We start from the raw sequence: 21,905 nt of genomic DNA, 5'->3' as shown, positions 1-21,905 counted from the left end.
CGAAGTGGCTTCGCATGGCAGCTGTGCCCTACGCCGCTTTCAACTACCTCGTCTTTCTCGGGGTGTTCTTGTACCTGGTCGGATTCGTGGTGAATGTCGTGGTTCCGCGCAGCATTGACCGCGGTATCCACGCGCCTGCAACCGAGGCCGTCATCGTCGACGTCGGCCTGGTGCTGCTGTTCGCGCTGCAACACAGCGTCATGGCCCGACCGGGGTTCAAACGGTGGTGGACCCGCTACGTTCCCGAGCCCATCGAACGAAGTACGTACATGCTTTTTTCCAGCGCGACATTCGTGCTGATGTACTGGCAGTGGCGCTCCATCGACCTCACCATCTGGCAGGTCAATTACGCGCCGGCGCGGGTGGCGCTGACCGTGCTCGGCGGTGTCGGCTGGGCGGTCGCGCTCGCCTCGACGTTCATGATCGACCATTTCGAGCTCTTCGGGCTTCGCCAGGTGCTGCGGAACCTGCAGGCAAAGCCCCAGGCGCAGGCCAGTTTCCGGGTGGTGTTGCTCTATCGGCTGGTTCGCCATCCGTTGATGCTCGGGTTCCTGATCGCCTTCTGGTCCACCCCGACGATGACGGCAGGACACCTGCTGTTCGCGGTGGCCAATACCGTCTACATCCTGATTGCGCTGCGGTTCGAAGAGCGCGATCTGATGGCGGATCTGGGCGAGCGGTACGGTCGCTACCGCCGGCAGGTGCCGATGTTGCTTCCGCGGCCGTGGCGCTGAGAATCAAGTCGGGGCGACGACAGTCCTACCGGAAAGTCACCGTTTACGGTGCGCCGCCTGCACGTCGGCGTTCGCCCGAGTTTGCGCCTCAGCAGCCAGCGTCGATGCCCTGTTCGCGTGCGCGACGGCGTCCTGCTCGTTGCTTGATTGCCGGCGCTGTGCGGCCGCGAGGTGCCGTTTCGCCTCTTCGAGTCGGGTTTGCGCCTCGGTGCCGATGCTCGCGCGGTGCCTGGCCACGTAGTCGGTGATCTGGCGCAGTCTGGCGTCCGCGGTGGCAAGCGCCTGCCCCGATGAACGCCAGTCGACGCCCAACTGCTCGTGGCCGGCACGCCGGCGGCGTCTGCGGTAGAGCACGACGATGAGCACGACGACAAGCACGGCCACGGCCGCGCCGACCGCGATCGGCAGCCAGTTGCGCTTGGCCGGACTCGGCGTGTCGAGTCCATCAGCCGCCGCGACCGCCGCCCGGCTCCAGTCCTTGGCCGTCACGGCCGGCTCAATCTGCTTGGTCCGCAGAGTGCTCAGCTCGTCTGCTGACAATGCTTGCGGCGCAACGCTGAACGCGTACAACTTCGTGTTCGTGGCCACGGCCAGCAAAACGTCCTGGTCGCCCATCCCGCTGGCGACGCGGGTCTGATTGGCCCAGTTGTCGGGTTTGAACTTGTTGAAGTTGTCGACGTAGACCACCCACAGTTGCAGGTGCCGGTCGCGGTACAGCCGGTCGATCGCCGCGCTGACCGTCGCCCGATCGGGTCCGGTCAATGCCCCGGTGGTGTCGGTGATGTGGTCGGTGAGTTTGGACGGTGGTTGCGCACCGGCGGGCGTCGCCAGCAGCAACCCCGTGATGAGGGTCATCAGCACTACACCGAACAGTCGGGCGATACGCATGCGGGTAATCTAACGCGCCGCAACCCGGGATTCAGCCCTGGCACCTCGTCCGGGCGTAGCGACCGCCGATCTTCTTCGGCAATGCCTGCAGCACAACGTTTCTGATCGCCCTACGGGGTGAGCAACCGGACGAGCTCTGCCGCCGGCCTGATATCGCTGATGCGGCCGACATTCGCACCCGCATACAGCGGACGCCAGTCGACCAGCGTTGCCGGTCCGTCGTCGGTGGGCGGTTGGGCAATCGCGAACGGCAGCCACGGCGGCAGTTGAGCTTTGACCGCACGACCCTGTGCCGCGACCGGCATCAGGTTGGCTAGGGGCGACATCATCCGGTTACCAAGGCGAATCCAGCGCGGCACCCGTGCGTCGGTGCCCAACCAACGGCGGGTGGCGACATTGGGGATCACCCGGTGCGGCGCATCGGGCCAGCCCAGTCCGAACAACTCGGTCAGCACCGTCTCACTGCCCTCAAGGCAGCGCTTCTTGTACTCCGGGTGCGCGCGGCATTCCTGGCTGAGCAGGAAGCGGGTGCCGACGACGGCCGCGGCCGCACCGGCTTCCAGCGCCTCTCGCACGCCGCGGTCGTCCACGATTCCGCCTGCCACGAGCACGGGTATGTCTACCGCTCTGCGCACCTGATCGAGCAACTCCAGCGCCGGGGTCGTCCCGCGGACATGGCCGCCGGCCTCAACCCCCTGAGCGATGACACCATCGGCACCTGCTGCAGCCGCCGCTTTCGCCTCGTCGACCGACCCGCATTGGTGAAACCAGGTGGTTGCGGCAAGCCGGCGAGGAACGCCCCAGAATGTCACGATCACATCGGCCGCAGCGGCCGCCTGCACATCGCCCCGACGCACGAAAGGCAGCAAGAGTTTGACCGCGATGGGGCGTCCGGTGAGCCGGCGCGCAGCTGCCACCTCGGCTGCGATCGGTGCGCGCGCGCCGGCGATCGTTCCGAGAGCACCGGCCTCCGATACGGCTGCCGCGAGCTCGTGACCCGCGACCGTGCCCATGCCCGCCTGCACGATCGGCACGTCCAGGTGGCGCAGGTCAAAGGCGGAAGGCATCACCTACCAGGCTACCGAGGCCGATGCTTCGAGTCGGTGCCGGATGGTATGCCCGTTGCCGAGCTGACATGGTGGCGCGCACTGGTCAGCGGCGATTCAGCCGTCAGGACCGAACGCCCGTCGATTGTCGCTCGATTATGTCGCCGTCCCGCACGACGCCGCCCATCGCTGCGAAACCTTCGGCGACTCGCTGTGTGCCGCCGCTCATCGACATCGCTTGTATCACCTTGATTTTCAACCGCTCGCGGGGAGCTTCCGCGCCGCGTAGGGCACAGCGCATACCGGGACGCCGCGCGCCCGTGCTTTTTGTGCCGTCGCGGGTAACAGCGGCGACGGCCCGGGTCGAGCACGGTGAAATGCGGCACGAGCTCATATGGCCGAACTGGCTTGATGACTTCGACCAGGACATCGAGTGCCGCCCAAATCGGTTACTCCACAGGGAATCTGCCGCGACAATGCGTCACGGTGTAGGGCTACTCTCCAGCGACGCTGCGGCGAATCCTGCGATTCCGAAGAGCAGTGCGACACGTCCACGAATCGGACAGGGCCCGTGGTGCTAGCGTCGACGACGTGACCCTCAAAGACCTCGCCCTGACCACTCTGGCCGGGAGACCGGCAACGCTGGCTGAATTGTCCAGCGGTGCAACGCTGGTCGTGAACGTCGCCTCCAAATGTGGGCTCACCCCGCAGTACGCGGCATTGGAGAAGCTTGCCCAGGACTACGGCGACCGCGGCCTGACGGTCGTCGGCGTCCCGTGCAATCAGTTCATGGGCCAGGAACCGGGCACCGCCGAAGAAATTCAGGCGTTCTGCTCGACGACCTACGGGGTGACGTTCCCTTTGCTGGCTAAGACCGATGTCAACGGCGACCACCGCCATCCCCTTTACGCCGAGCTGACCAAGGCCGCCGACGCCGACGGTCAGGCGGGCGACATTCAGTGGAACTTCGAGAAGTTCCTGCTGGCACCCGACGGTGAGGTGGTCAATCGGTTCCGGCCCCGGACGGAGCCCGACGCGCCCGAGGTGATCAGCGCGATCGAGGCCGTGCTGCCCCGATAGCCGGCAAGCCGTCTACCCGCTCCGGTTACCCGCTAATGTGCGGTGAATGCTCCATTTGCGGGTGATCGCGCCGACCGAGTCGAGTGATTCGGTGATCGAAGTCCTTCGCCGCGAGGTGGGGGTGACTCATATCGTCGTCCACCGCGACGCAGCCCTGGATCCGCGGGGTGACGAGATCACCGCCGACATCGCGCGCGAGTGCGCCAACGACGTCATCGACGAACTCAAGTCGCTCGGGATCAAACGACAGGGCGCGATCACACTCGACGTCGTCGACACCGTGGTGTCCACCGCCGCATATCGCGCCGAGAAGGAGGCCGACGGCGATCCAGCCGACGCCGTGATCTGGGACGAACTGGCCGAGAGAACCCGGGAAGAGTCGACCCTTAATGCCACATTCCTGACGTTCCTGGCACTGGCCTGCCTGATCGCTGCCGTCGGCGTCGTGACGGACTCGCCCGTCACGGTCGTCGGCGCGATGGTGGTGGGTCCCGAGTTCGGCCCGCTCGCCGCGCTTGCGGTCGCGATCGTCCGCCGCCGCGGTTACCTCGCTCGGCGGGCGGCACTTGCGTTGCTGGTCGGCTTCCCCGTGGCCATGTTTGTCACGGCGGTCGCCGTGTTGGGCGGTGAGGCGGTCGGATGGGTCAAGCTGGGAACGATCGGACAGCTCAATCAGGTCGACTTCATCTTCCAGGTCGGCCCGCTGTCGTTCGTCGTCGCGCTGTTCGCCGGCGCGGCCGGCATGCTCTCACTGGTCTCCGCGAAATCCGCTGCGCTGGTTGGTGTCTTCATCTCAGTGACTACGGTCCCGGCCGCCGGGTTCGCGGTGGTCGCCGCCACGGTGGGCGACTGGCGCGTCGCCGAGCAGTCCGCGATGCAACTCGGGGTGAACCTGACCGGGATCGTCCTGGCCGGAGTATTTGTGCTGTGGGTGCATCTACGAACCAGCTCACGGCATCGAGCCAAGCGTCACTGAAGATTTGCGGGCTCTGCCAGAAGGCCTGCTACACAGTGCGCGACCCCGTCGGGCGGCACATACCCCTCCCCTTAGATGCCTACCTGCACACTCGCGACATACAAGCCTGCTTTTGGCAGTCGCAGCTGGTTGTCGGTGCGGCCGACGCCGCAATCACGTCCGTCGGGTCGGCACCTTCCCCGGTGCTGACGCGGGGCGTCGTCTGCGGCTCGGCCGCCGCCGGGCCGGCTACGGCAACGGCGATCGGACAGAGAAGAACTACTGCGAGCGCTGATCGGACGACAGCTTCGGAAACATCGTTGGCTCCTCACGGAAAAGTGGCTGAGACTCAGAAAATGGGGCCCGCATCGTCGCTGGCGTCGGGCATTACGGCGCAGGCGTCAGGGGATAAAGTCCGTGTCGCGAAACTGTCGCGAGTTCACCATGAGCTCCATACGTCGCCCACTATCTGCTTTGCGATTGTCGTGGTCGCCGCATTCGGCGCCGCGCCGCATGCCGGCGCCAGATCCCGCGGCCGACTTGCTAAGGATTCTCCCGGCCGGCTACAGCAGCGACTCCTGCAAGCGATGAACCCCAAGAGTGCGCTGGCCGCCGTGGACTGCCGCAAAACAATTCACTGCCCGGGGGTCCGACGTATGCGACCAATTCGCTGTTCCGCTATTACGCCGGAGTGTACGACGCTTCACCAAGAGCCTGCAGGATCCTGCGTGAACGCCCGCGCCCTGCCCAGGCAAGAAGTCGTCCGAACCCACTGCCGTGCTGGGATCGGACGGCAAACAGGCGGGTTTCTTCGCTTGCGCCCACGGCGAAGGTCCCGACTGGCGCCCACGGACGGAGCCCTGGCGCGGAGGCGTAACGCCGAGCACTTCCTTGGTGTGGCTTACGTCAGATATGAAGGCCGAGCTATATCCAGGCGGCCTGTTCAACTGGGTCAGAGGGCCGCAGATCGGAAGCGACTGCACCGCCGCCGGAGGCAAGTACACGGCTTGGCATGGCGACGCCGAAATCTAGCCGTCAGCTCACCGACGGGCCGGCGGACAGCGAGCCGGCGCCGTCGCCCGACCTCGCGCACGTGGCGTATATCGATACGGCGGATACCGCGATTCGCCGCATTTCGTGTTCTCCGTTCCGGTAGGTCCGCATGTCAGCGGTGTCTTGGGAACAAGTAGCGGGGCATTCTTGCGATTTCTGGTGTCCTCGCTATCGACCTCCGCCTCAGCCGAATAGTTATCCGACCTGGGTGAGTTGCATCTGCTGGGTCACGCGCGGCAACCCTTTATCGGAGCCGCATACCGGCCTACTGATACCGGACTCGTTCTTGCCTGCAAGGGTGTTCGGGTCCCACGTGGCATAGGTGGAGTAAGCCCCGGGCACCCGAGTACCCGACGGACAGAATGCGTCAGAATGCCATGCCAGTGTCCATTGTCCGTCGAAGATCCGAGCCTCCCCGAAGCTTGATTCGCCCGGGGCGTTGGATACCGACGCGCATCCCCCACCGCACGGAGTGAAGTACCAGTCGCTCGCGGTGGTCTCGCCGGATGCCGAGGTGACAGTCGAGACGTAGTGGCCGCTCATCGTTGGATCGGCCGACGCGATACCAACCTCGCGACAGCCAACCACCCGACAAGCGCGGCGACAGAGACAATGCGTCCCGGAACGGTCATGATTTGGTGTCCTCTCTGAGAGTGCGGCCGTTACCTCATAGATTTGCTATAGCACAAAACGAATAGATTCGAACCTCCCATTTTTCTAGGGACTTCCCCTGCGGCCGGTAGGCAATTGAGCGCAACCAAAAGGGTCCTGTAGCGAAACCTGTTCGCCTAAATATGACCTCAGGCCCCTGACACTGCTTTACAGCTCACACAGTGCCGGCAGCACAGCGAATCCGCTGCGCTCAAACGACTTCCGCCGTCGGCGGGTCGCGTCACGAATAACGCCGACACGAGTTACCTTGTTGCCGTGCCAAATTGGTGCCGGTGCTCAGCGACACCGGCGGTGTCGCGCCGTGATGTGTTCAAATACATTGCGGCGGCGCCGGTCGTACTGGGCTTGGGCACCGCGGCACCCGCGCTGATCGGGCCTCCGAGCGCAGCAGCGGATCCGGTCCTGGTTGCGGCGGTCGAAGCACCCGGTCAGCCGCCCAAGATCATCGGCCGTGAGCAGTGGGGCGCCGACGAGTCGCTTCGCAGCCGGGCACCGGTGTACGACAGCGGAATCCAGGCCGGTGTCGTACACCATACCGCCACCGTCAACGACTACGCGCCGCAGGACTCGGCCGCAGTCGTGCGGTCGATCTACGCCTATCACACCCGGAATCTGGGCTGGCCGGACATCGCCTACAACGCCCTGGTCGACAAGTACGGTCAAGTATTCGAGGGCCGGTACGGCGGGATGACCAGACCGGTTCAGGGCACCCACGTCGGCGGCTTCAATCGCAATACCTGGGCGGTGTGCATGATTGGCGAGTTCGACACGACGGGGCCGACGCCGGTTCAGGTGCGCACCGTCGGGCGCTTGCTCGGGTGGCGGCTGGCCATGGATGGCATCGACCCGAAGGGTCGCACCTCGTTGAACTCGGACGGGGGGCCATACACCCGCGTGCCCCGCGGCGCCGCCGTGAACCTGCCGACCATCTTTGCCCACCGCGACGTCAGCGACACCGATTGCCCGGGCAAGATCGGATACGTCATGATGAGCCAGATCCGCGATGTCGCAGCACAGTTCACGAGACGCCCCAGTCCCTCGGATCTGGCGCAATCGTTGGAGGGAACCGCGATCTATGCCCGGTGGCAGGCGTTGGGCGGCATGAACAGCGCACTGGGCGCACCCACATCCCCGGAATCGCAGGGCGCGGGCAGCACGCGGTACGTCATCTTCGACAAGGGAGCGATGTACTGGTCCCCCGCAAGTGGAGCCCAGCCCGTCACCGGCTCGCTCTACTCTGCGTGGGGCGCCCTCGGCTATGAGCACAGTGCGCTCGGACTGCCGACCAGCGCCGAGATCCAGGAGCCCGAGTGGACTGCCCAGAATTTCCAGCACGGCACCCTAAACCTGGACCGCCGGAGTCGGACGGTCACCAGCGTGATCGACGGCATCGCAGCACTTGTGGCGCCACCGTCAGCCGAGGGGCCGCCGACGCAGCTCGAACGGTTCTCGCCGGCGCGCAACCGAGTTTGAGCGGCGCGCCTAAAGAGAAACTTCAAGTTCTATGGCAGTAGCGGCTGGTGGGCTGTCGGTTTGATCCGTTAGTGCCGGCTTGCGGAGCGACAAGCAACCAACGAACACTCGCGAACCCAGCCCGAGTCCGGCATACTAGTTCGTGGCCGAACTACTTGTGCGTGGTCGACAGAGCGCAATTCCATCAGGCGGCCTTACGACGCGAGTAGGTTAGGTGGCTACCCGAATGATTCCTGAGATCAGCGCGCCCTTTGCGAAAAACCGCGCGAATGCGCCTGCCTACTGGCTCATTGACATTGTGTGGTAGGTCCTGGTCGACGGCGAAGACACCGGCGGTAGCTTCTCACTCATCGAGCAATACATGCGCGAAGGGTCGGGCCCCATTCCGCATGTTCACGCCTTCATCGACGAGTGGTTCTACGTGTTCGAAGGAAGGATCGACTTCACCGTCGGCGAGGAACGTTTCACCGCGGGGCCGGGTGATTCTCTGTGGATACCCCGCAATACCGTGCACGCCTTCGCCTCCCTGAGCGATTGCCATGTGCTCAACGCCTATACCCCTGCAGGATTCGAACAGGTGGTTAAGGGGTCCGCACTGCCAGCCGAGCGCCGGGAGTTGCCGCCCAAGGACTTCCCGCCGCCCAGCGACGAGGTGATGCGTCTGTTCTACAACAACTATTGGTGTGTTCAGGCCGACAAGGACTGGTCCCAACCGAAGGGCGGAGTCGGCCCAGGTGATCGTGGCCTCGCGTTCAGCACCAACCGATAGACGACTCGCGCTCGAGCGAAGACGCCTCGATGCCGTCGGCCCTGCCATCCGTAGGAAGCGCTCAGGCAAGTGCTTGTCAACCGCCAGCCGAATGAAGGTCTGTCGGTGTCTCGGCGGATGGTTGGGCGGTCCCGAGCTTCCGCCAGATGCTTCGTAGCGCGGCAAGGTCCTCTTCGGACAAGCGGTCGAGAAACTCGCGTTTGATAATGGCGGTGACTATGACATTCGCGCGGCGCAGCACCTTCCATCCTTCAGGAGTTATCTCTGCGAACCATCCCCGGCCATCGATGCTGACGCGTTGCCGCTCAACCAATCCTTCGGCTTCGAGGCGGTCGACGACACCGCTCAGGCCGGAGCGCGTGATCATCACCCGCTCTGCCAACTCACGCATCCTCAGGCGCTTCCCATCAGCCAAGGCGAGATGGCGCAGCACGTCATAGCTGTTCAACGCAAGGCCGTATTTGTCTTCGAGCTGTTGACCCATGACAGTCATGATGTTCTTGTGGGTGCGCAGGAGCCCGCCCCATGCGGCACTGTCTTTGGCAGACAGGCTGATCAGTTCGTCGACACGCGACACGTTCCGCAGGATACCCGTCGGGCTCACGTGCAAGCGGGGGCACAGCTGATTCCGCCGCCGTCAGCAGCCAGGCCGCCGGTCGAGCTGACGCGGGAGTTCGCTTGCGAGAGGTTTCCGAAGGCTACCCGATCGGAACGGTGATCGGTGACGTGTTGTGTCCGGTTACTCGTACCCAGTGCGCCGACGAACCCTGCTTTCCGGTGGCTCCCCGGATCTCGATGGTCTCTCCCGGAAACACCGTCACGTAGTTGTCGTCGTACTCGATGGGCAGGATTTCGTCGCCGTCGTGCGAGAACAGGATCTCGGCACGTTCGAAGAACGCGACGTTGTGCGTGGGGTTGTGTAGCCGGATGACGACGCTCCCGTCGGCCGGGTGCGCCGTGACGTCCAGCGGCACGTGCGGCATGGAGTTCAGCGCGGTCATATCCGCCCAGCTGGCCTGCATCGAGTCGAACGCGCGGTCGTTATCCGGGTCCCCCACGTCATCGGGTTGTTGGGACTGCCAGTAGACGTTGTCGCCGACGACCTCGCCGGTATCGCGAGTTAATTGAGCCCGGACGAAGAAGACGGGCGAGTCGGTGAGCCCGCGGGGTATCGTCATGGCTTCCGCAGCACTGCCTGCGGAAACGTTGGTGCGGTTGGAGGTTCGATCGGCCTGCAGCGTTCCCTGCAGGTCGTAGATGCGAACACGAACCAAGAGATCGCGCTCGTCCTGTTGTGTCTGATTGACGACACTGATGCGCCCCGGACTGCCCCCGCCACCGGCGTATGAGTCGAAGACGACGGAAAGCGGCCGCAGCCCCTTCTTGGCTCCGAAGTATGCGCCGCCTGGACGCAGGTAGTAGTCGAAGAGCTGGCCGAAGAATGACGGCCAGGGACTGTTCAGCATCCAGTAGATGGTCATCTTGTGGCGGTCCCATCCAGTGGCGGCGAAGGCCTCGAACTGCGCACGGGCAGACTCGTACTGCGCCAATTGCGCATTCGCGGCGAATATCTCGGCACTGTCGGACGGGCCGTAGCGCAGGTTGATCGATCGCTGAGCACTGAGCAGGGCGGCGTTCTTCGGCTGCCCGCCGGCGTGGAAATACCACGTGTCGTTGATCGGCCACAGCTTGTCCGGGGGGATGAATCTTGTCAGGCTGGCGAACGGCGGGATCTGTTCATTGCTGCCCTGTTCGGCGGATGCGCCCCAGGTGGCACCGTATCGGCGGCTGAACCAGTACGTGGGCGGTCGCCAGGTATATGGTCCCGTCATGTCAATTCCGTCCCACTGCCCTGAGCCGTCGCCGTCCCGCGTCTGGGGGGAGGCGGTATCGACTGTGGCGTTCTGCCAATGCAACTCAGCGAGAATTGACCGGTATCGCGCGCGGATGTTCGGCGGGGGCAAGCCGTCACTGCCATTTGCCCAGACGAAGGCCGATGCGTGGGATCGGAGCAGTTGAATCTGTGAGCGCAGACTCGCCTCGGCCACCCGCTCATCTTCGTGGTCCCACTGCTCCCATTTCTCCCACTGGTTGCAGCACATCCAGCCTGCCATGAGCGGAATGCCAAGCTCGTCCGCTGCCTCGACGAGGTGTTCGCTGGCGAGCTTGCCTTCGAGCCGTAACATGTTCAGGCCCAGATCCTTTGCATACCGCAGAATTGCAGTCTCCCGGTCCGGGTCGTATCGATAGAGCAGATCGGGGGTGTAGGCCGCGCCGCGGATCGGAAAGTTCTTGCCGTTGACTTGGAGATAGAAGTCTCCGCCGTCGCCGGAGAAACCCTCATCGCGATGCTGGGTGACGGTACGGATGCCGAATCGGAGTTCCTTGGCATCGCTCGGCCGATTGTCGACCCGGAATTCCAACCGAAGGTCATGCAGAGTTGGCCGGCCCATGGTGTACGGCCACCAGAGCTCCGGCCGCTGAACGTTCAACTGCGCGAATTCATCTGGTGTCAGCGTGATTTGGCGATGTTCGCCGGGCGCAAGGGTGGCCACCTGCTCGACGTGGACTGTGGACTTGTCTGGGCGGGTGATCGTGGCACGGAGAAGACCACGTGCGCGTTGGGTGGAGTAGTTGTGCACGCCGGCACGGATCGTCAGCCGCGCGCTGTCGGTGCGCGGCAGCGGAAGCTCTGATTCCACGGCCGCGGCACCGATTCCCACAGTTCCCAACGATTTCAGATACACCGGCTTCCAGATGCCGGCATTGCGGTCGGCAACGAAAGACGTTCCGCGCTGGTCCGGATCGCCATTAGGCGACGGAAGGCCCAGGTAATCCCAATTGATCCAGTCGTTCCAGCTGTCGGCCAACTCGACGCCGTCCACGTCTTGAAGCGCACGCTCGGGCGTTACCTTGACCGCCAGAACGTTTGACTGCCCGGGCCGAATCAATGGCGTGACGTCGAACTCGTGGCTCACGTACATGCCGGCGACTTGCGTGCGGTCGGCCACCAAGTGCCCGTTCAACCAGACTTCGCCGCGGTAATTGATGCCGGGAAAAGCCAAAACGTAGGTTGTCCGGCCCGCAGGAGCGCTGAACTCGGTGCGGTACCACCAATCCTGTCGATAGAGATCCTGCGGCACGTGGTCACGAAGGTTCTTCCCTACATAAAGGTTTGGGTAGACACCGTTTTCCCGCAATATCTCCAAGACGGTGGCCGGCATGCGGGCGACTTTGTACCATGCGGCGGCGTCATAGCCGAGGCGAGACAGTGCGTCGCCGTTCGAGATTTTCGTCGCAGGAGACAGGGTCCAATTCTTCGACAGCTCAAAGCGCTCCGGCGCAGCGGACAGAGCATGAGTCGGCGAGTGCGCGGCGGCACACAACGACAGCGAGGACAGCGCCAATACGATGAAGACCTTGGCGGCGACCTTCAGCATGCGACCTCGCCTCCTCGAATCCGGCGTTCGGCCCATCATGCCGTCGGTCTCCCGCCGATGCCAACAGTGCCGGGCGCTGGCTAGAGTCGACTTTCGTGACGACCGCTGACGACCTCGGTGCTGAGGCTGTTCGACACCTCGTTCTGGGAAAATCAGCGATCACAGCGCAATCGGTCAGCTCATGGCCGCACCGTCCGGGCTTATATGCGGTTTATGGCTCTGCCGAGGTGTGGCGCGTGCTGACACTTGGCGGCCCACCCGATGACCGACCGCTCTACATAGGCAAGGCAGAGCGGTCACTATCCAGCCGAGACGTCGGCACCCACTTCGGTTTTGCCACCGGAGGCGTCAACAGCATCACCGGGTCGTCTACGTTTCGACGGTCCGTCTCGGCCATGCTGCGGACCTCTCACGGCTTCCGGGGCCGATACCGCAGTCACGCGAATCCGCAAAAGTCTGCCAACTTCGGACTGTCGGCGGACCAGGACGCGCTACTGAGCACCTGGATGCGTGAGAACCTGACGGCGAGCTACTGGGAGATGCCGGCGGTGGTGATCCCGCTGGGCGACGTCGAGAAGGTGGTGCTTGCTCGGTTGCAACCGCCGCTGAACATTCAGCACGCACAGCACGAGTGGAAATCTGTGGTGAAACAGGCAAGAGCGGTGATGGCGGCCGACTGCGAGCGTGGTTGGTAGCGCTACTCCTCGTTCGGGTGAGCCGTCGCGATGCCCTGGACAGCGCGAAGGCGCCCGTCGGCCAGGGCGGCGGTCAAGTTTGCCGCCTTGCGTCCGAAGTCAGGGACGAACGTGTGTAAGCCCAACACGTTCTGTGGTTGGGCCAGCAGGGTCTGCATGAACGGTGCAGCCTGGTCGCTGAGGTCGTTCCAGTGCTCGATTCCGAACCCCGCGGACTGCACAGCGGCGCGCAACTCGTCGGCGGCCCAGAGGTGGCTGCGGTCGGGTTGATCCGCCCACGGTAGTGGGTAGTCGAGCGCGCAGGGTTCGCCCGCGGCAATATCCCAGAGGGCCAACCGGCCGCCGGGCGCGAGCACGCGGTGGGCTTCTGCATACAGCCGCGACTTATCGGCGATGTTCATTTGCACGTGTTGGCTGATCACGACGTCAAAACTGTGGTCGGCGAAAGGGAGATCGGTGACGTCGCCCTCATGCACCGATATGCGGTCGTCGAGGCCGAGTAGCTGGTTGAGCCACCGGCTGGCGTCGCAGTAGTCGCCGGTGAGGTCCACCGCGGTCACCGTGCAGCCGAAACGGTCAGCGACATATCGGGCTGTGCCGCCTATTCCACTTCCGGCGTCAAGCACTGTGGTGTTGCTGGTGATTGGGAGAAAGTCGACCAGCTTGGCGGTGGCGATGCGGCCCATGGTGTGGAAGTCCTCGAGCATTCCCAGATCGGGCGGGGAAAGACGCGCGAGGTCTTTGCCGGCAGCGCGCAGGGCTTGTTCGATGTTGTGTCGGGACAGACCGGTGGCGTACTGGTCTTGGATTGGCTTGTTCATGGGCGTTTCCTCTGCTCAGCTGACGGCGGCCGATACCGCGGACAGGACTTCGTCGGCGGTCTGCGGATCGCTGGCTCGGGCGATGACCACGGCGCCGACGAGCATGCTGAACTGCTGGAAGGCGGCGACACGCCGGGCTTCTGCGGTGCCGTTCATGTCCTTGGCGAGCGCGTCGACAATCTGAGCGACACCGCGGCCGAAGGCCCTCTTCAGTTGTTTGGAACTGCGCGCGACGTCCTGACCGAGTGTGGCGACCGGGCATCCGCGCCCGGGATTTCGAATGTGCTTGCCCGACAGGTACAACTCGCGGAAGGCGGGTGCCGCGTCCGGTTGATCGCCGTCCAGTAATGCGGCGAAGGTGGCGAAAGCGGCGTCGAGCGCGCTTTCCACCAATGCGTCTTTGCTGTCGAAGTGTTTGTAGAAACCGCCGTGGGTCAGGCCCGCTTCCTTCATGATATCGCTGACGCTCGCCCCGTCGACCCCGCGCTCGCGCAACAGGCGTGATGCGCCGGTCACGATGCGCGCGTGAGTCTTGTCCTTCTCCGCCTGTGACATCCGCATGGCTTCCGCTCCCTGTGAGAACCGGCTTGACATTTTGGATTATACATATCATCTTTGTGGATGACAGTAATAATCTAAACGGAAGTTGATGACGATGGCCAAGCCGACGATTGCAGTAACCGGCGCGACGGGCAAAACAGGCGGCGCTGTGGTAAACCAGTTGCTACCCATGGGATTTCCGGTCCGCGCCCTGGTGCGGACGCACGACGGGCGTGCCGAGGCGTTGCGGCGGGCCGGCGCCGAGGTGGTGGTCGCCGACCTTTTCGATCCGGACCAACTTCTCGACGCGCTACGCGGAAGCAGCCGCGCCTACTACCTGGCGCCCTTCCACCCCCACGCGCTGCAAAGTGCTGTCGCGTTCGCACTCAGCGCCCGGGAAGCCGGGCTTGAGGCGATCGTGCAGATGAGTCAATGGACTTCGCACCGCAGCCACCCGGTCAACCTGACACGGCAGACCTGGTTGATGGACCATCTGTTCGCCGGCCTGCCGGGGATCGCGCACACCATCGTCAACCCCGGCATGTTCGCCGACAACTTCCTGCGGACGATCGACTTCGCCGCGCTGCTTGGCATCTATCCGGTGCTGAGCGGCGACGGTAGGGCGGCCCCGGTCTCCAACGAGGACATCGCGCGCGCCGTCGTTGCGGTGCTGGCCGACCCGGACCGACATGCCGGCAAGACCTACCGGCCAAGTGGGCCGCAACTGTTGTCCGCCACACAGATGGCCACCGTGGTGGCCAAGGTCGTCGGACACTCGGTGATCCCTGTCCCGCTCCCCTACGCGTTGTTCACCAAAGTGGCCCGGCGGCAAGGTGTCGATCCGCTCTCCGTCACGGCTTTTCTGCGTTACCTCGAAGGTGACATGAAAGCCGGTGTGTTTGAATTCGACGGGGGTGTGACCGATGTCCTGGAGGACTTGACTGGCATACCGGCCGAGAGCTTCGAAACCACCGCGCGCCGTTACGCCGCCCTGCCGTTCGCACGACAAACCGCGGCCAACAGGCTCAAGGCATTGTTGAAGTTCCTTGCGACGCCTTTCTTGCCGGGCTACAACCTGTCTCGGTTGGACCGCCAGTGGGACATGCCGGTACCGCCGAACCCGAGTTTGGGAATCGAGGACGCCCGGTGGCGTGACGAGCACCACCGCATGATGCAGCAGCCTTCGGCGCCGGCACGCCAGATCAGTTGATGTGGCGCAGAAATTCGAGACGTTGATTCACGCGGGCCAGCGCGTCGTCGAATACCGCCACCTTGTCACCACGTCGCTCGTTGGCCGGCCGCGCGGCGCCACGCGCGCCTTCGGCCTCCACCCGGGCCGCCCCCTGCCGACGCAGCAGGCTGAAGTTCTTCTCCCGCGCGGTCCGGAGCCGGCTCTGCAGATCCTTGAGCTGCTTCTCATTCATGCGCTCCACAGCGTCGGGATGACTCTCGCCGATCAGCGAGTTCTCCTGTTGGGTCAGGTTCACATGGCGGTTGCTCACCCCTACTTTCATAGCCCGCGCCGACAGCACGCGCACGGCGAAGCACGTCGGCAGCCCGGACCGTCACGCTTCGGCCATCTCACGTTCAGCTGCCCCGCGGCCACGAGCAGAAAATGCCGACCGAGTGCTGACCACTGCGCAGATGGACACCCGCGTTATTCGTCTGGTCCGCAGCACCACGGTGAATCAAGTCACGATGCCCGGGCGGATCGCTTGCCGCACTGATCTTCTGGATGGACGAGACAACCGTGTTGCCTTGTCGTCCGGAGCCAGCCGGAAGCCAGGCCGCCCTTCCTCGCGCGGGCATGTTTGACGAATCGACTTAACGGTAGAGACGTCCGTGTGCCTCGTCCACGCCGGCATGCAGCCATTCACTAAGCAAGCCGACGCGCCCGCTCCCGTGGACTCCCGAGACCGCCGAAGACGTCCAACCGCTGCCGCCCGGCCGGCAACAGCCTTGCCTACGACCGAATACCCTCACGCGCAACCGTATTCGGCTACGCCCTTCCGTTGTTTCCGCTGTTACCGAGCAGCAGTCCGCCGGTGCCGCCGGTGCCGGCTGTGCCACCGGCTTTGCCTGCGTTGCCGCCGTTGCCGCCGTCGCCGATGAGCACGCCGTTGCCGCCGTTGCCGCCTTTGCCGGCGGTGGTGGCGCCGAATCCGCCGGCCCCGCCGTCACCGCCGTTGCCGGTGACCCCGGCCTTGCCGCCGTTGCCGCCCGCGCCGCCGGTGCCATTGCCGGTGGCGTTGGCGCCGGATCCGCCGGCTCCGCCGGCGCCGCCCGAGCCGGCGAGCAGACCGGCGTTGCCCCCGGCGCCCCCGGCGCCGCCCTGTTGGGTGCCGCTGCCGCCGGCACCGCCGTGGCCGCCGGAGCCGCCCGCGCCGCCAGAGCCGAACAGCAGGCTGGCGTTGCCGCCCGCTCCCCCGACACCGCCGGTCAGGGTTCCGGCGCCACCGCTGCCGCCGGCGCCGCCGGTGCCGAAGGACAGTGCGCCGGCGTTGCCCCCGGCGCCGCCGGCCCCGCCGTTGTTGAGCCCGGAGCCGCCAGCACCCCCGGTGCCGCCGGCGCCGAAGATCCCGCCTGTCCCGCCGACCCCGCCGTTGCCACCTGTCCCGCCGGCACCGCCGGTGCCGCCGTCACCGAAGGCCAGCCCGTTGCCACCTGCCCCGCCTGCGGCTCCGGCCCCGCCGGCCCCGCCGGCTCCGCCGTTGGCGAACAGGCCGCCGGTGCCGCCGGCCCCGCCCACACCGGTGGCCCCGGGTCCCGCGCCGTGCCCGCCCGTGCCGGCGGCGCCGGAGAGGAAGCCGGCGTTGCCGCCGCGCCCACCCGCTCCGCCTTTGCCGGCGTTGAGGGCCTGCCCGCCGTCACCACCGGTGCCACCGGCGCCACTGAGCAGGGCTGAGCCGCCGGAGCCGCCGGAGCCGCCGATTCCGCCGGCTCCGTTGGCGATGCCGCCGGCGCCGCCGGTGCCACCGTTACCGAACAGGATGCCCCCGGCCCCGCCGGCCCCACCCGCGCCGCCCGCCCCGCCGGCGGCTGTGTTGGTCGCGCCGTGCGCGCCGTTGCCGCCATTGCCGAACAGCCAGCCGCCGTCCCCGCCGGCCGCTCCGGTTCCCGGAGTTCCGTTAACGCCGTTTCCGATCAGCGGGCGCCCGGTCAGTGCCTGGACGGGCTGATTGACGATCCTGAGCGCATCTTGTTGCAGGATGTGCACCGGGTTGGTGCTCAGGGGAGCGTTGAAGCCGTCGGCGCCCAACAGCAGCCCGCTGATTCCGCCGATGCCGGCCTTGCCCGCGGTCACCCCGCCCGTCCCGCCGCTGCCGGCGTTACCGCCGTTGCCGACCAGCACACCGTTACCGCCGGCCCCGCCATTGCCGCCGGTGGTCACACCGGCCCCGCCGTTACCCCCGTTGCCGCCGTTGCCCAACAGTGCGGACTTGCCGCCGGCGCCGCCGGTCCCGCCGGTGGTGACCGCAGCTCCACCGCTGCCGCCGGTACCGCCGTTGCCGAGCAGCTGGCCCGCGTTACCGGCGGCACCCCCCGCGCCGCCGGTGGTGCGGCCCAAGCCGCCGGCGCCACCGGCCCCGCCGTTGCCGGTGAGCAGGCCGGCATTGCCGCCGGCTCCGCCCGCCCCGCCCGCGGTCTGGCCGTTGTTGAGTCCTTCCCCGCCGGCGCCACCGGCGCCGCCGTCACCGAGGCCGAACATGCCGGCGTCGCCGCCCGCCCCGCCGGCCCCGCCGGTGCTGCCCAGGCTCGAACCGCCGCTGCCCCCGGTGCCTCCGGCACCGAATGTCCCGCCGGCACCGCCGGCACCCCCGGCACCCCCGGTGGTACCGGCTGTGGTGGAGGTGCCGGTTCCGCCGGCCCCGCCCGTGCCGCCGGCGCCGAACGTCCCCCCGTCGCCGCCGGTGCCACCGGCACCGCCAGAGGCGCCAGCCCCGCCGGCCCCACCGATCCCGCCGTCGGTGAACAGCCCACCGGTTCCACCGGCTCCACCTGCCCCGCCGGTGGCGTTGCCGAAGGTGAATCCGCCCGCGCCGCCGGTCCCCGCAGCCCCGAAGAGGAGACCGGCGTTGCCGCCGCGCCCGCCGGCCCCACCGGCAGCGCCTCCGGCGTCTGTGGAGGAGCCTCCGACGCCACCGGCGCCACCTGAGCCGACCAGCATGGCGTAGCCGCCCGCCCCGGCGGCGCCTCCGGCCTTGCCCGCCGTTGTGGCGGTACCGCCGGCCCCACCGGCGCCGCCGCTACCGAACAGTCCCGCGGCTCCGCCGGCACCGCCTTTTCCGCCGTCGGCGCCCGCGGTGGAGGTTCCCGACCCGCCGGCTCCGCCGTTGCCGATCAACCATCCGCCGGCGCCACCGTTTTGGCCCGTTCCCGGGGCGCCGTTGGCGCCATTGCCGATCAGCGGGCGCCCGGTCTGTGCCACGAATTGCGCGTTGACCACGTCAACCAGGCTTTGCAGGGGCTGCGCCGCAGCGGATTCGGCCGTCGCATACGAGCCTGCAGTCCCGTTCAGCGCCTGCACGAACTGCTGATGAAACGCCGCGGCCTGCGCGCTCGCGCTCTGATAGCCCTGGCCGAACGTCCCGAACAGTTTCGCGATGGCGACCGAAACCTCATCCCCGGCAGCGGCCAGCAGACCCGTTGTGCGGGCCACCGCAGCAGCGTTCGCCGAATCAAGCGCGGAGCCGATTCCAGCCAAATCTGTTGCCGCCGTGCCTATCACTTCCGGTAGCGCGATGACAAGAGACATTTCGACACCTTCCTACGAGTCATGACCAGGAGGTCGTGACGAGTGGTTTGATCGCCAGACCACCGTCGATCTGCGAGCTTTTTAGATCGCCGTATAGCCCTGGCCGGCGATCGGTTGTCTCGTTCTGCCACAGCTGTTTTCGACTGGGCCGTTCAGGAGAATTTGTTGCGCGTCGTGGTCATCCCCTGTGTTCCTAAGGTTCAGGGTTCCTGCGGTCCCGGCTTCCCGGTATCCCGAGTCGTCCGGCCGGGATACGCCCCTGCGCGGCTCGCCGATTGGGATTGCGGGGCTCGTGCCCCGCCCCTCTGTCGGGATGCGGGTCTTCATCCCTAGACGCTATGGGGCGAGGTGGTGGTCCGTCATGACCACAACTAGGCATCTTCCCGGGCATTGCGATAGTCAGATCTGACTAGTTGGCTGGCTACGTGGTGAGGTTGCGCCCGGTGGGTGCCGGCGTGATGGCAGTCCCGGCGCCCGTTTCACACCTCGATGCGTGCCGAATAGGGGGGTGCAGTCTCAGCTCCCGCTGACCCGCCGTAGCCATGGCAATGCTGCTGCGCGCGCCAGCCCAGCTGAGCATGTAGCCGGGGGGCGGGAGGCCACCCGACCGCCGTTCAACGCCTGATATCTGGAACGGGCGCGGAGTCGGTTCCTTCCCAGCAAGCCCGCGCTGCGAGAAGGCTCAGCACGAGCACGCGGTGGTCCATGCGGTCGGCCGGGGCGCTGCCGGCTGACCCAGCGTGCGGAGGCGTGTCCTGCAAGGTCAAAAACATGTCCTGAAATGTCAAGACCGCGACACCGCCCTTGATGCACCGTAGGAGTCGGTGGTGAGCGCATGCCACCCTCCCGGTGGAAGGCCCGGCGGCTGTCTGACCCCGGCGCAGGCCACCCGCGACTCTCGCCCGCATGGGGATGATCAGAGATGGATTCTGTCCGCGCACTGGCTGACTTGAGAGCTACGGGTCAGGTCGACTGAGGAATTGTCAAACATGTGGCTGGCTTAGGTCCGAGATGACGCCCGGCCGCGGTAAGCGTCAGAAGTCGGCTCGGGTTAAAAAGCGTTGCAGCGCAGCCGTGTTGCCGTCAACCTGTACTTGGTTGGGTGAGCGGCGACCCCACAGGAGCAGTAGGAGATCGGATGCGGTCGCGGTCACCGTTGCGTCGCCCTGGTCGGATGCTGGGATCAGCTCAGAGCAACCTTCTCCGGTTCGCACAATCCATCGGTCTGTGGTGTCGCTGGTGCGCATGCAGATGGTTTGAGCTGGGCCGTCAAGGTCAGGCGACAGACCTGGCAGTACCTCGTCGAGGAACTCATCGACCCCATCGACGGCGACGGTCTGTTCAATCGGCTCGTTGGCTTCGATGGCGTTGACGGCATCCCAGCAGTGCACCGCGGTTTCCTGGGCCACCCTGCGCCTGATGAAGCCCACATCCTGTCGGTGTCCCCATGTCCATGCTGGGGTGTCGGGGCTCAGGCCCTCCAGGGTGGCGGCGCTCGCATCCACACCGCCGCGAAACCATGCCACCAGGTCGCCGTCGGTGGGACGGTCGGGTTCGCTCCAGGCCTCGGGACCCGATAGTGCACCGCGCGCCACCATCTGCCAGAACATCTGGACGATCCCCACATGCCACACCAGATCGGCAATTCGCCAGCCGGGGCAACTAGGCACGATCCGGTCGAGCCGACCTTCGGCGGCACTGGCGATACGGTTACTCTCGCGGCGCAGCGCGGCGATGTGATCAGCTGGTGTCATCCCGCGGCCATGGTATCGCGGGTTTCGATTACGCGACCTCGACCTCAGCGACGCTTGTTCGGGCCGGTTCGGGCGGGGTGATACGACCGGGTTTCCGGCAATATGCCTTGATGAAAGGTGGCGCCGTTGCGGACCAGGCGCACCAGGTGGGGAACGTTTACCGCACACCAAGCGCCGGCGCCGAGGTCGCTGGTCGACGACCCATGCAGGTACAGCAGCGGCAACACTTCACTGATCTGCGGGGACTGACGCACCCACGCCGGCAGTATCGCCGAGGAAAACAACTGCCGTGCAACAGTTTTGAGATCAATACGTGTGTCGTTGACCCGCCGTGGGTCACTCAAGGCCGATGTGCCGGCAGCGGTCGACACGCATCTGACGTGCGCCCGCGCGCACAATTACATCCAAGGCCGACTCAGCGGCGCACGCCCCACTCGCGTTGGCATCGCCGACGTCGTGAACTACCTTGCCGCCAGCGTTGGCTCCGCTGGATTGATCACAACCTGCTTACCGATCATCCGGGAAGGTACTACTTCCCCGGCGTCCGCGGATTCTGATCGTTGCTCAGGTCGACTGCCGAAATCTCGGTGGAACACTCAGGTGTACGCACTGGAAAGGTGTTCCTGTCAAACTTGACATGCAAGGTCCAACCCGGCCGCAGAACGGAACTCGCACATGACGCCACGCACCGCCGTACGAATTAGCACCGTGATCGTCGTCGCCAAGGCTGTCCTCATCGGTCTCGTGACGTACAAGCGGGCGATGGTTCTGGGTTACTAACGCGCACCGGGATGCGTCCTGGGTACCGATAGAGCAGGACGCGCCAAAACTCGCTTCTTCCGCGGTTTGACCGCCAGGGATCCACCGACCTGCGGATCCTGAATAGATCGCGATGGTCGATCACGAGTATCGCTGCGAGCACCATGACCCCAACCGCGGCAATCACCGCCAACACCGCCTGATACCAATGTTCAGCGACGTGCAACTCCCTCATCCGGGGAGTGTCGAGGATCAACCGAAACAATTTTAGCCATGGGTAAGGCAATCAGCGGCTGCGACGGCGGCGACGGCGGCACCGGCGGCGACCAAAACACTCGCGAAACCAAGGCCTGAATGTCCACCCGAGCAAAGCACAGTCGACCCGATTGAGGCGGTTCCGTTCGTTGGCGCAACGGAAGCTCGAATCGGGGATTCGCCATGAGCCGGGGATGAGGAGCGGCACCACGATT

General features: G+C 65.6%; 17 protein-coding genes and 1 pseudogene. 7 read left to right on the top strand and 11 right to left on the bottom strand.

Annotation, left to right across the window (positions count from 1 at the left end; translation table 11 throughout):
- The first annotated feature begins 14 nt into the window (after nucleotides 1-14).
- Nucleotides 15-734 carry a methanethiol S-methyltransferase gene (gene mddA / locus ACX9NE_RS17785; RefSeq protein ID WP_459363753.1) on the top strand — a complete coding sequence of 240 codons (720 nt, stop codon included), beginning with the start codon at nucleotides 15-17 and terminating at the stop codon, nucleotides 732-734.
- A gap of 36 nt (nucleotides 735-770) precedes the next feature.
- Here the strand turns inward: mddA and ACX9NE_RS17780 are convergent, their stop codons facing one another.
- Together ACX9NE_RS17780 and ACX9NE_RS17775 are read right to left on the bottom strand one after the other, a co-directional pair.
- Nucleotides 771-1,622 (bottom strand): TPM domain-containing protein, encoded by an 852-nt coding sequence (locus ACX9NE_RS17780; RefSeq protein WP_459363734.1) that lies wholly within the window; start codon nucleotides 1,620-1,622, stop codon nucleotides 771-773.
- Between the two features lie 110 nt (nucleotides 1,623-1,732).
- A complete protein-coding gene (locus ACX9NE_RS17775) occupies nucleotides 1,733-2,689 on the bottom strand; it encodes an NAD(P)H-dependent flavin oxidoreductase (protein ID WP_459363735.1) in 957 nt (318 codons plus the stop codon).
- A 570-nt stretch (nucleotides 2,690-3,259) separates the two neighbouring features.
- On the opposite strand from ACX9NE_RS17775, the gene ACX9NE_RS17770 reads away from it, so the two are divergent.
- Both ACX9NE_RS17770 and ACX9NE_RS17765 read left to right on the top strand, forming a co-directional pair.
- Nucleotides 3,260-3,748: a glutathione peroxidase gene (locus ACX9NE_RS17770; RefSeq protein WP_459363736.1), complete on the top strand. Its 489-nt coding sequence runs from the start codon at nucleotides 3,260-3,262 to the stop codon at nucleotides 3,746-3,748.
- A gap of 46 nt (nucleotides 3,749-3,794) precedes the next feature.
- The gene (locus tag ACX9NE_RS17765; protein ID WP_459363737.1) at nucleotides 3,795-4,724 is read left to right on the top strand and encodes a DUF389 domain-containing protein; all 930 of its coding nucleotides are present in this window, start codon (nucleotides 3,795-3,797) and stop codon (nucleotides 4,722-4,724) included.
- A 1,227-nt stretch (nucleotides 4,725-5,951) separates the two neighbouring features.
- Here ACX9NE_RS17765 and ACX9NE_RS17760 read toward each other — a convergent pair.
- Nucleotides 5,952-6,299, bottom strand: a complete 348-nt coding sequence (locus ACX9NE_RS17760) for a hypothetical protein (protein ID WP_459363738.1) — start codon at nucleotides 6,297-6,299, stop codon at nucleotides 5,952-5,954.
- Nucleotides 6,300-6,734: 435 nt separating this feature from the next.
- On the opposite strand from ACX9NE_RS17760, the gene ACX9NE_RS17755 reads away from it, so the two are divergent.
- Both ACX9NE_RS17755 and ACX9NE_RS17750 read left to right on the top strand, forming a co-directional pair.
- Nucleotides 6,735-7,901: an N-acetylmuramoyl-L-alanine amidase gene (locus tag ACX9NE_RS17755; RefSeq protein WP_459363739.1), complete on the top strand. Its 1,167-nt coding sequence runs from the start codon at nucleotides 6,735-6,737 to the stop codon at nucleotides 7,899-7,901.
- Between the two features lie 361 nt (nucleotides 7,902-8,262).
- Nucleotides 8,263-8,670, top strand: coding sequence for a cupin domain-containing protein (locus ACX9NE_RS17750; RefSeq protein ID WP_459363740.1), 408 nt, complete (start codon nucleotides 8,263-8,265; stop codon nucleotides 8,668-8,670).
- A 76-nt stretch (nucleotides 8,671-8,746) separates the two neighbouring features.
- Here ACX9NE_RS17750 and ACX9NE_RS17745 read toward each other — a convergent pair whose 3' ends face one another.
- Entirely contained in the window at nucleotides 8,747-9,247 is a 501-nt protein-coding gene (locus ACX9NE_RS17745; protein WP_459363741.1) for a MarR family winged helix-turn-helix transcriptional regulator, read from the bottom strand.
- Between the two features lie 121 nt (nucleotides 9,248-9,368).
- Complete coding sequence (locus ACX9NE_RS17740; protein WP_459363742.1) at nucleotides 9,369-12,110, bottom strand: glycoside hydrolase family 2 protein; 2,742 nt, start codon at nucleotides 12,108-12,110, stop codon at nucleotides 9,369-9,371.
- 236 nt (nucleotides 12,111-12,346) lie between these two features.
- On the opposite strand from ACX9NE_RS17740, the gene ACX9NE_RS17735 reads away from it, so the two are divergent.
- Nucleotides 12,347-12,805: a GIY-YIG nuclease family protein gene (locus ACX9NE_RS17735; protein ID WP_459363743.1), complete on the top strand. Its 459-nt coding sequence runs from the start codon at nucleotides 12,347-12,349 to the stop codon at nucleotides 12,803-12,805.
- A 2-nt stretch (nucleotides 12,806-12,807) separates the two neighbouring features.
- Here the strand turns inward: ACX9NE_RS17735 and ACX9NE_RS17730 are convergent, their stop codons facing one another.
- Together ACX9NE_RS17730 and ACX9NE_RS17725 are read right to left on the bottom strand one after the other, a co-directional pair.
- Nucleotides 12,808-13,626: a class I SAM-dependent methyltransferase gene (locus tag ACX9NE_RS17730; protein ID WP_459363744.1), complete on the bottom strand. Its 819-nt coding sequence runs from the start codon at nucleotides 13,624-13,626 to the stop codon at nucleotides 12,808-12,810.
- Between the two features lie 15 nt (nucleotides 13,627-13,641).
- Complete coding sequence (locus ACX9NE_RS17725; protein ID WP_459363745.1) at nucleotides 13,642-14,187, bottom strand: TetR/AcrR family transcriptional regulator; 546 nt, start codon at nucleotides 14,185-14,187, stop codon at nucleotides 13,642-13,644.
- 88 nt (nucleotides 14,188-14,275) lie between these two features.
- Here ACX9NE_RS17725 and ACX9NE_RS17720 point away from each other — a divergent pair, with 88 nt between their 5' ends.
- Entirely contained in the window at nucleotides 14,276-15,376 is a 1,101-nt protein-coding gene (locus ACX9NE_RS17720) for an NmrA family NAD(P)-binding protein (RefSeq protein ID WP_459363746.1), read from the top strand.
- Here ACX9NE_RS17720 and ACX9NE_RS17715 read toward each other — a convergent pair.
- The 4 genes and pseudogenes from ACX9NE_RS17715 to ACX9NE_RS17700 form a co-directional block, all read right to left on the bottom strand.
- Nucleotides 15,369-15,668, bottom strand: a complete 300-nt coding sequence (locus tag ACX9NE_RS17715; RefSeq protein ID WP_459363747.1) for a hypothetical protein — start codon at nucleotides 15,666-15,668, stop codon at nucleotides 15,369-15,371. The two genes, ACX9NE_RS17720 and ACX9NE_RS17715, sit on opposite strands and share 8 nt — an antisense overlap.
- Before the next feature lie 497 nt (nucleotides 15,669-16,165).
- Entirely contained in the window at nucleotides 16,166-18,922 is a 2,757-nt protein-coding gene (locus tag ACX9NE_RS17710; protein ID WP_459363748.1) for a PE family protein, read from the bottom strand.
- A gap of 1,034 nt (nucleotides 18,923-19,956) precedes the next feature.
- Nucleotides 19,957-20,676: a maleylpyruvate isomerase family mycothiol-dependent enzyme gene (locus ACX9NE_RS17705; RefSeq protein WP_459363749.1), complete on the bottom strand. Its 720-nt coding sequence runs from the start codon at nucleotides 20,674-20,676 to the stop codon at nucleotides 19,957-19,959.
- 179 nt (nucleotides 20,677-20,855) lie between these two features.
- Nucleotides 20,856-21,059 (bottom strand): annotated as a pseudogene (locus tag ACX9NE_RS17700) (IS256 family transposase); the annotation flags it as partial.
- Nucleotides 21,060-21,905 lie beyond the last annotated feature (846 nt).

The organism is Mycobacterium sp. ML4 (genome assembly GCF_054515735.1).
This window is presented reverse-complemented; position numbering and strand designations above follow the sequence as displayed.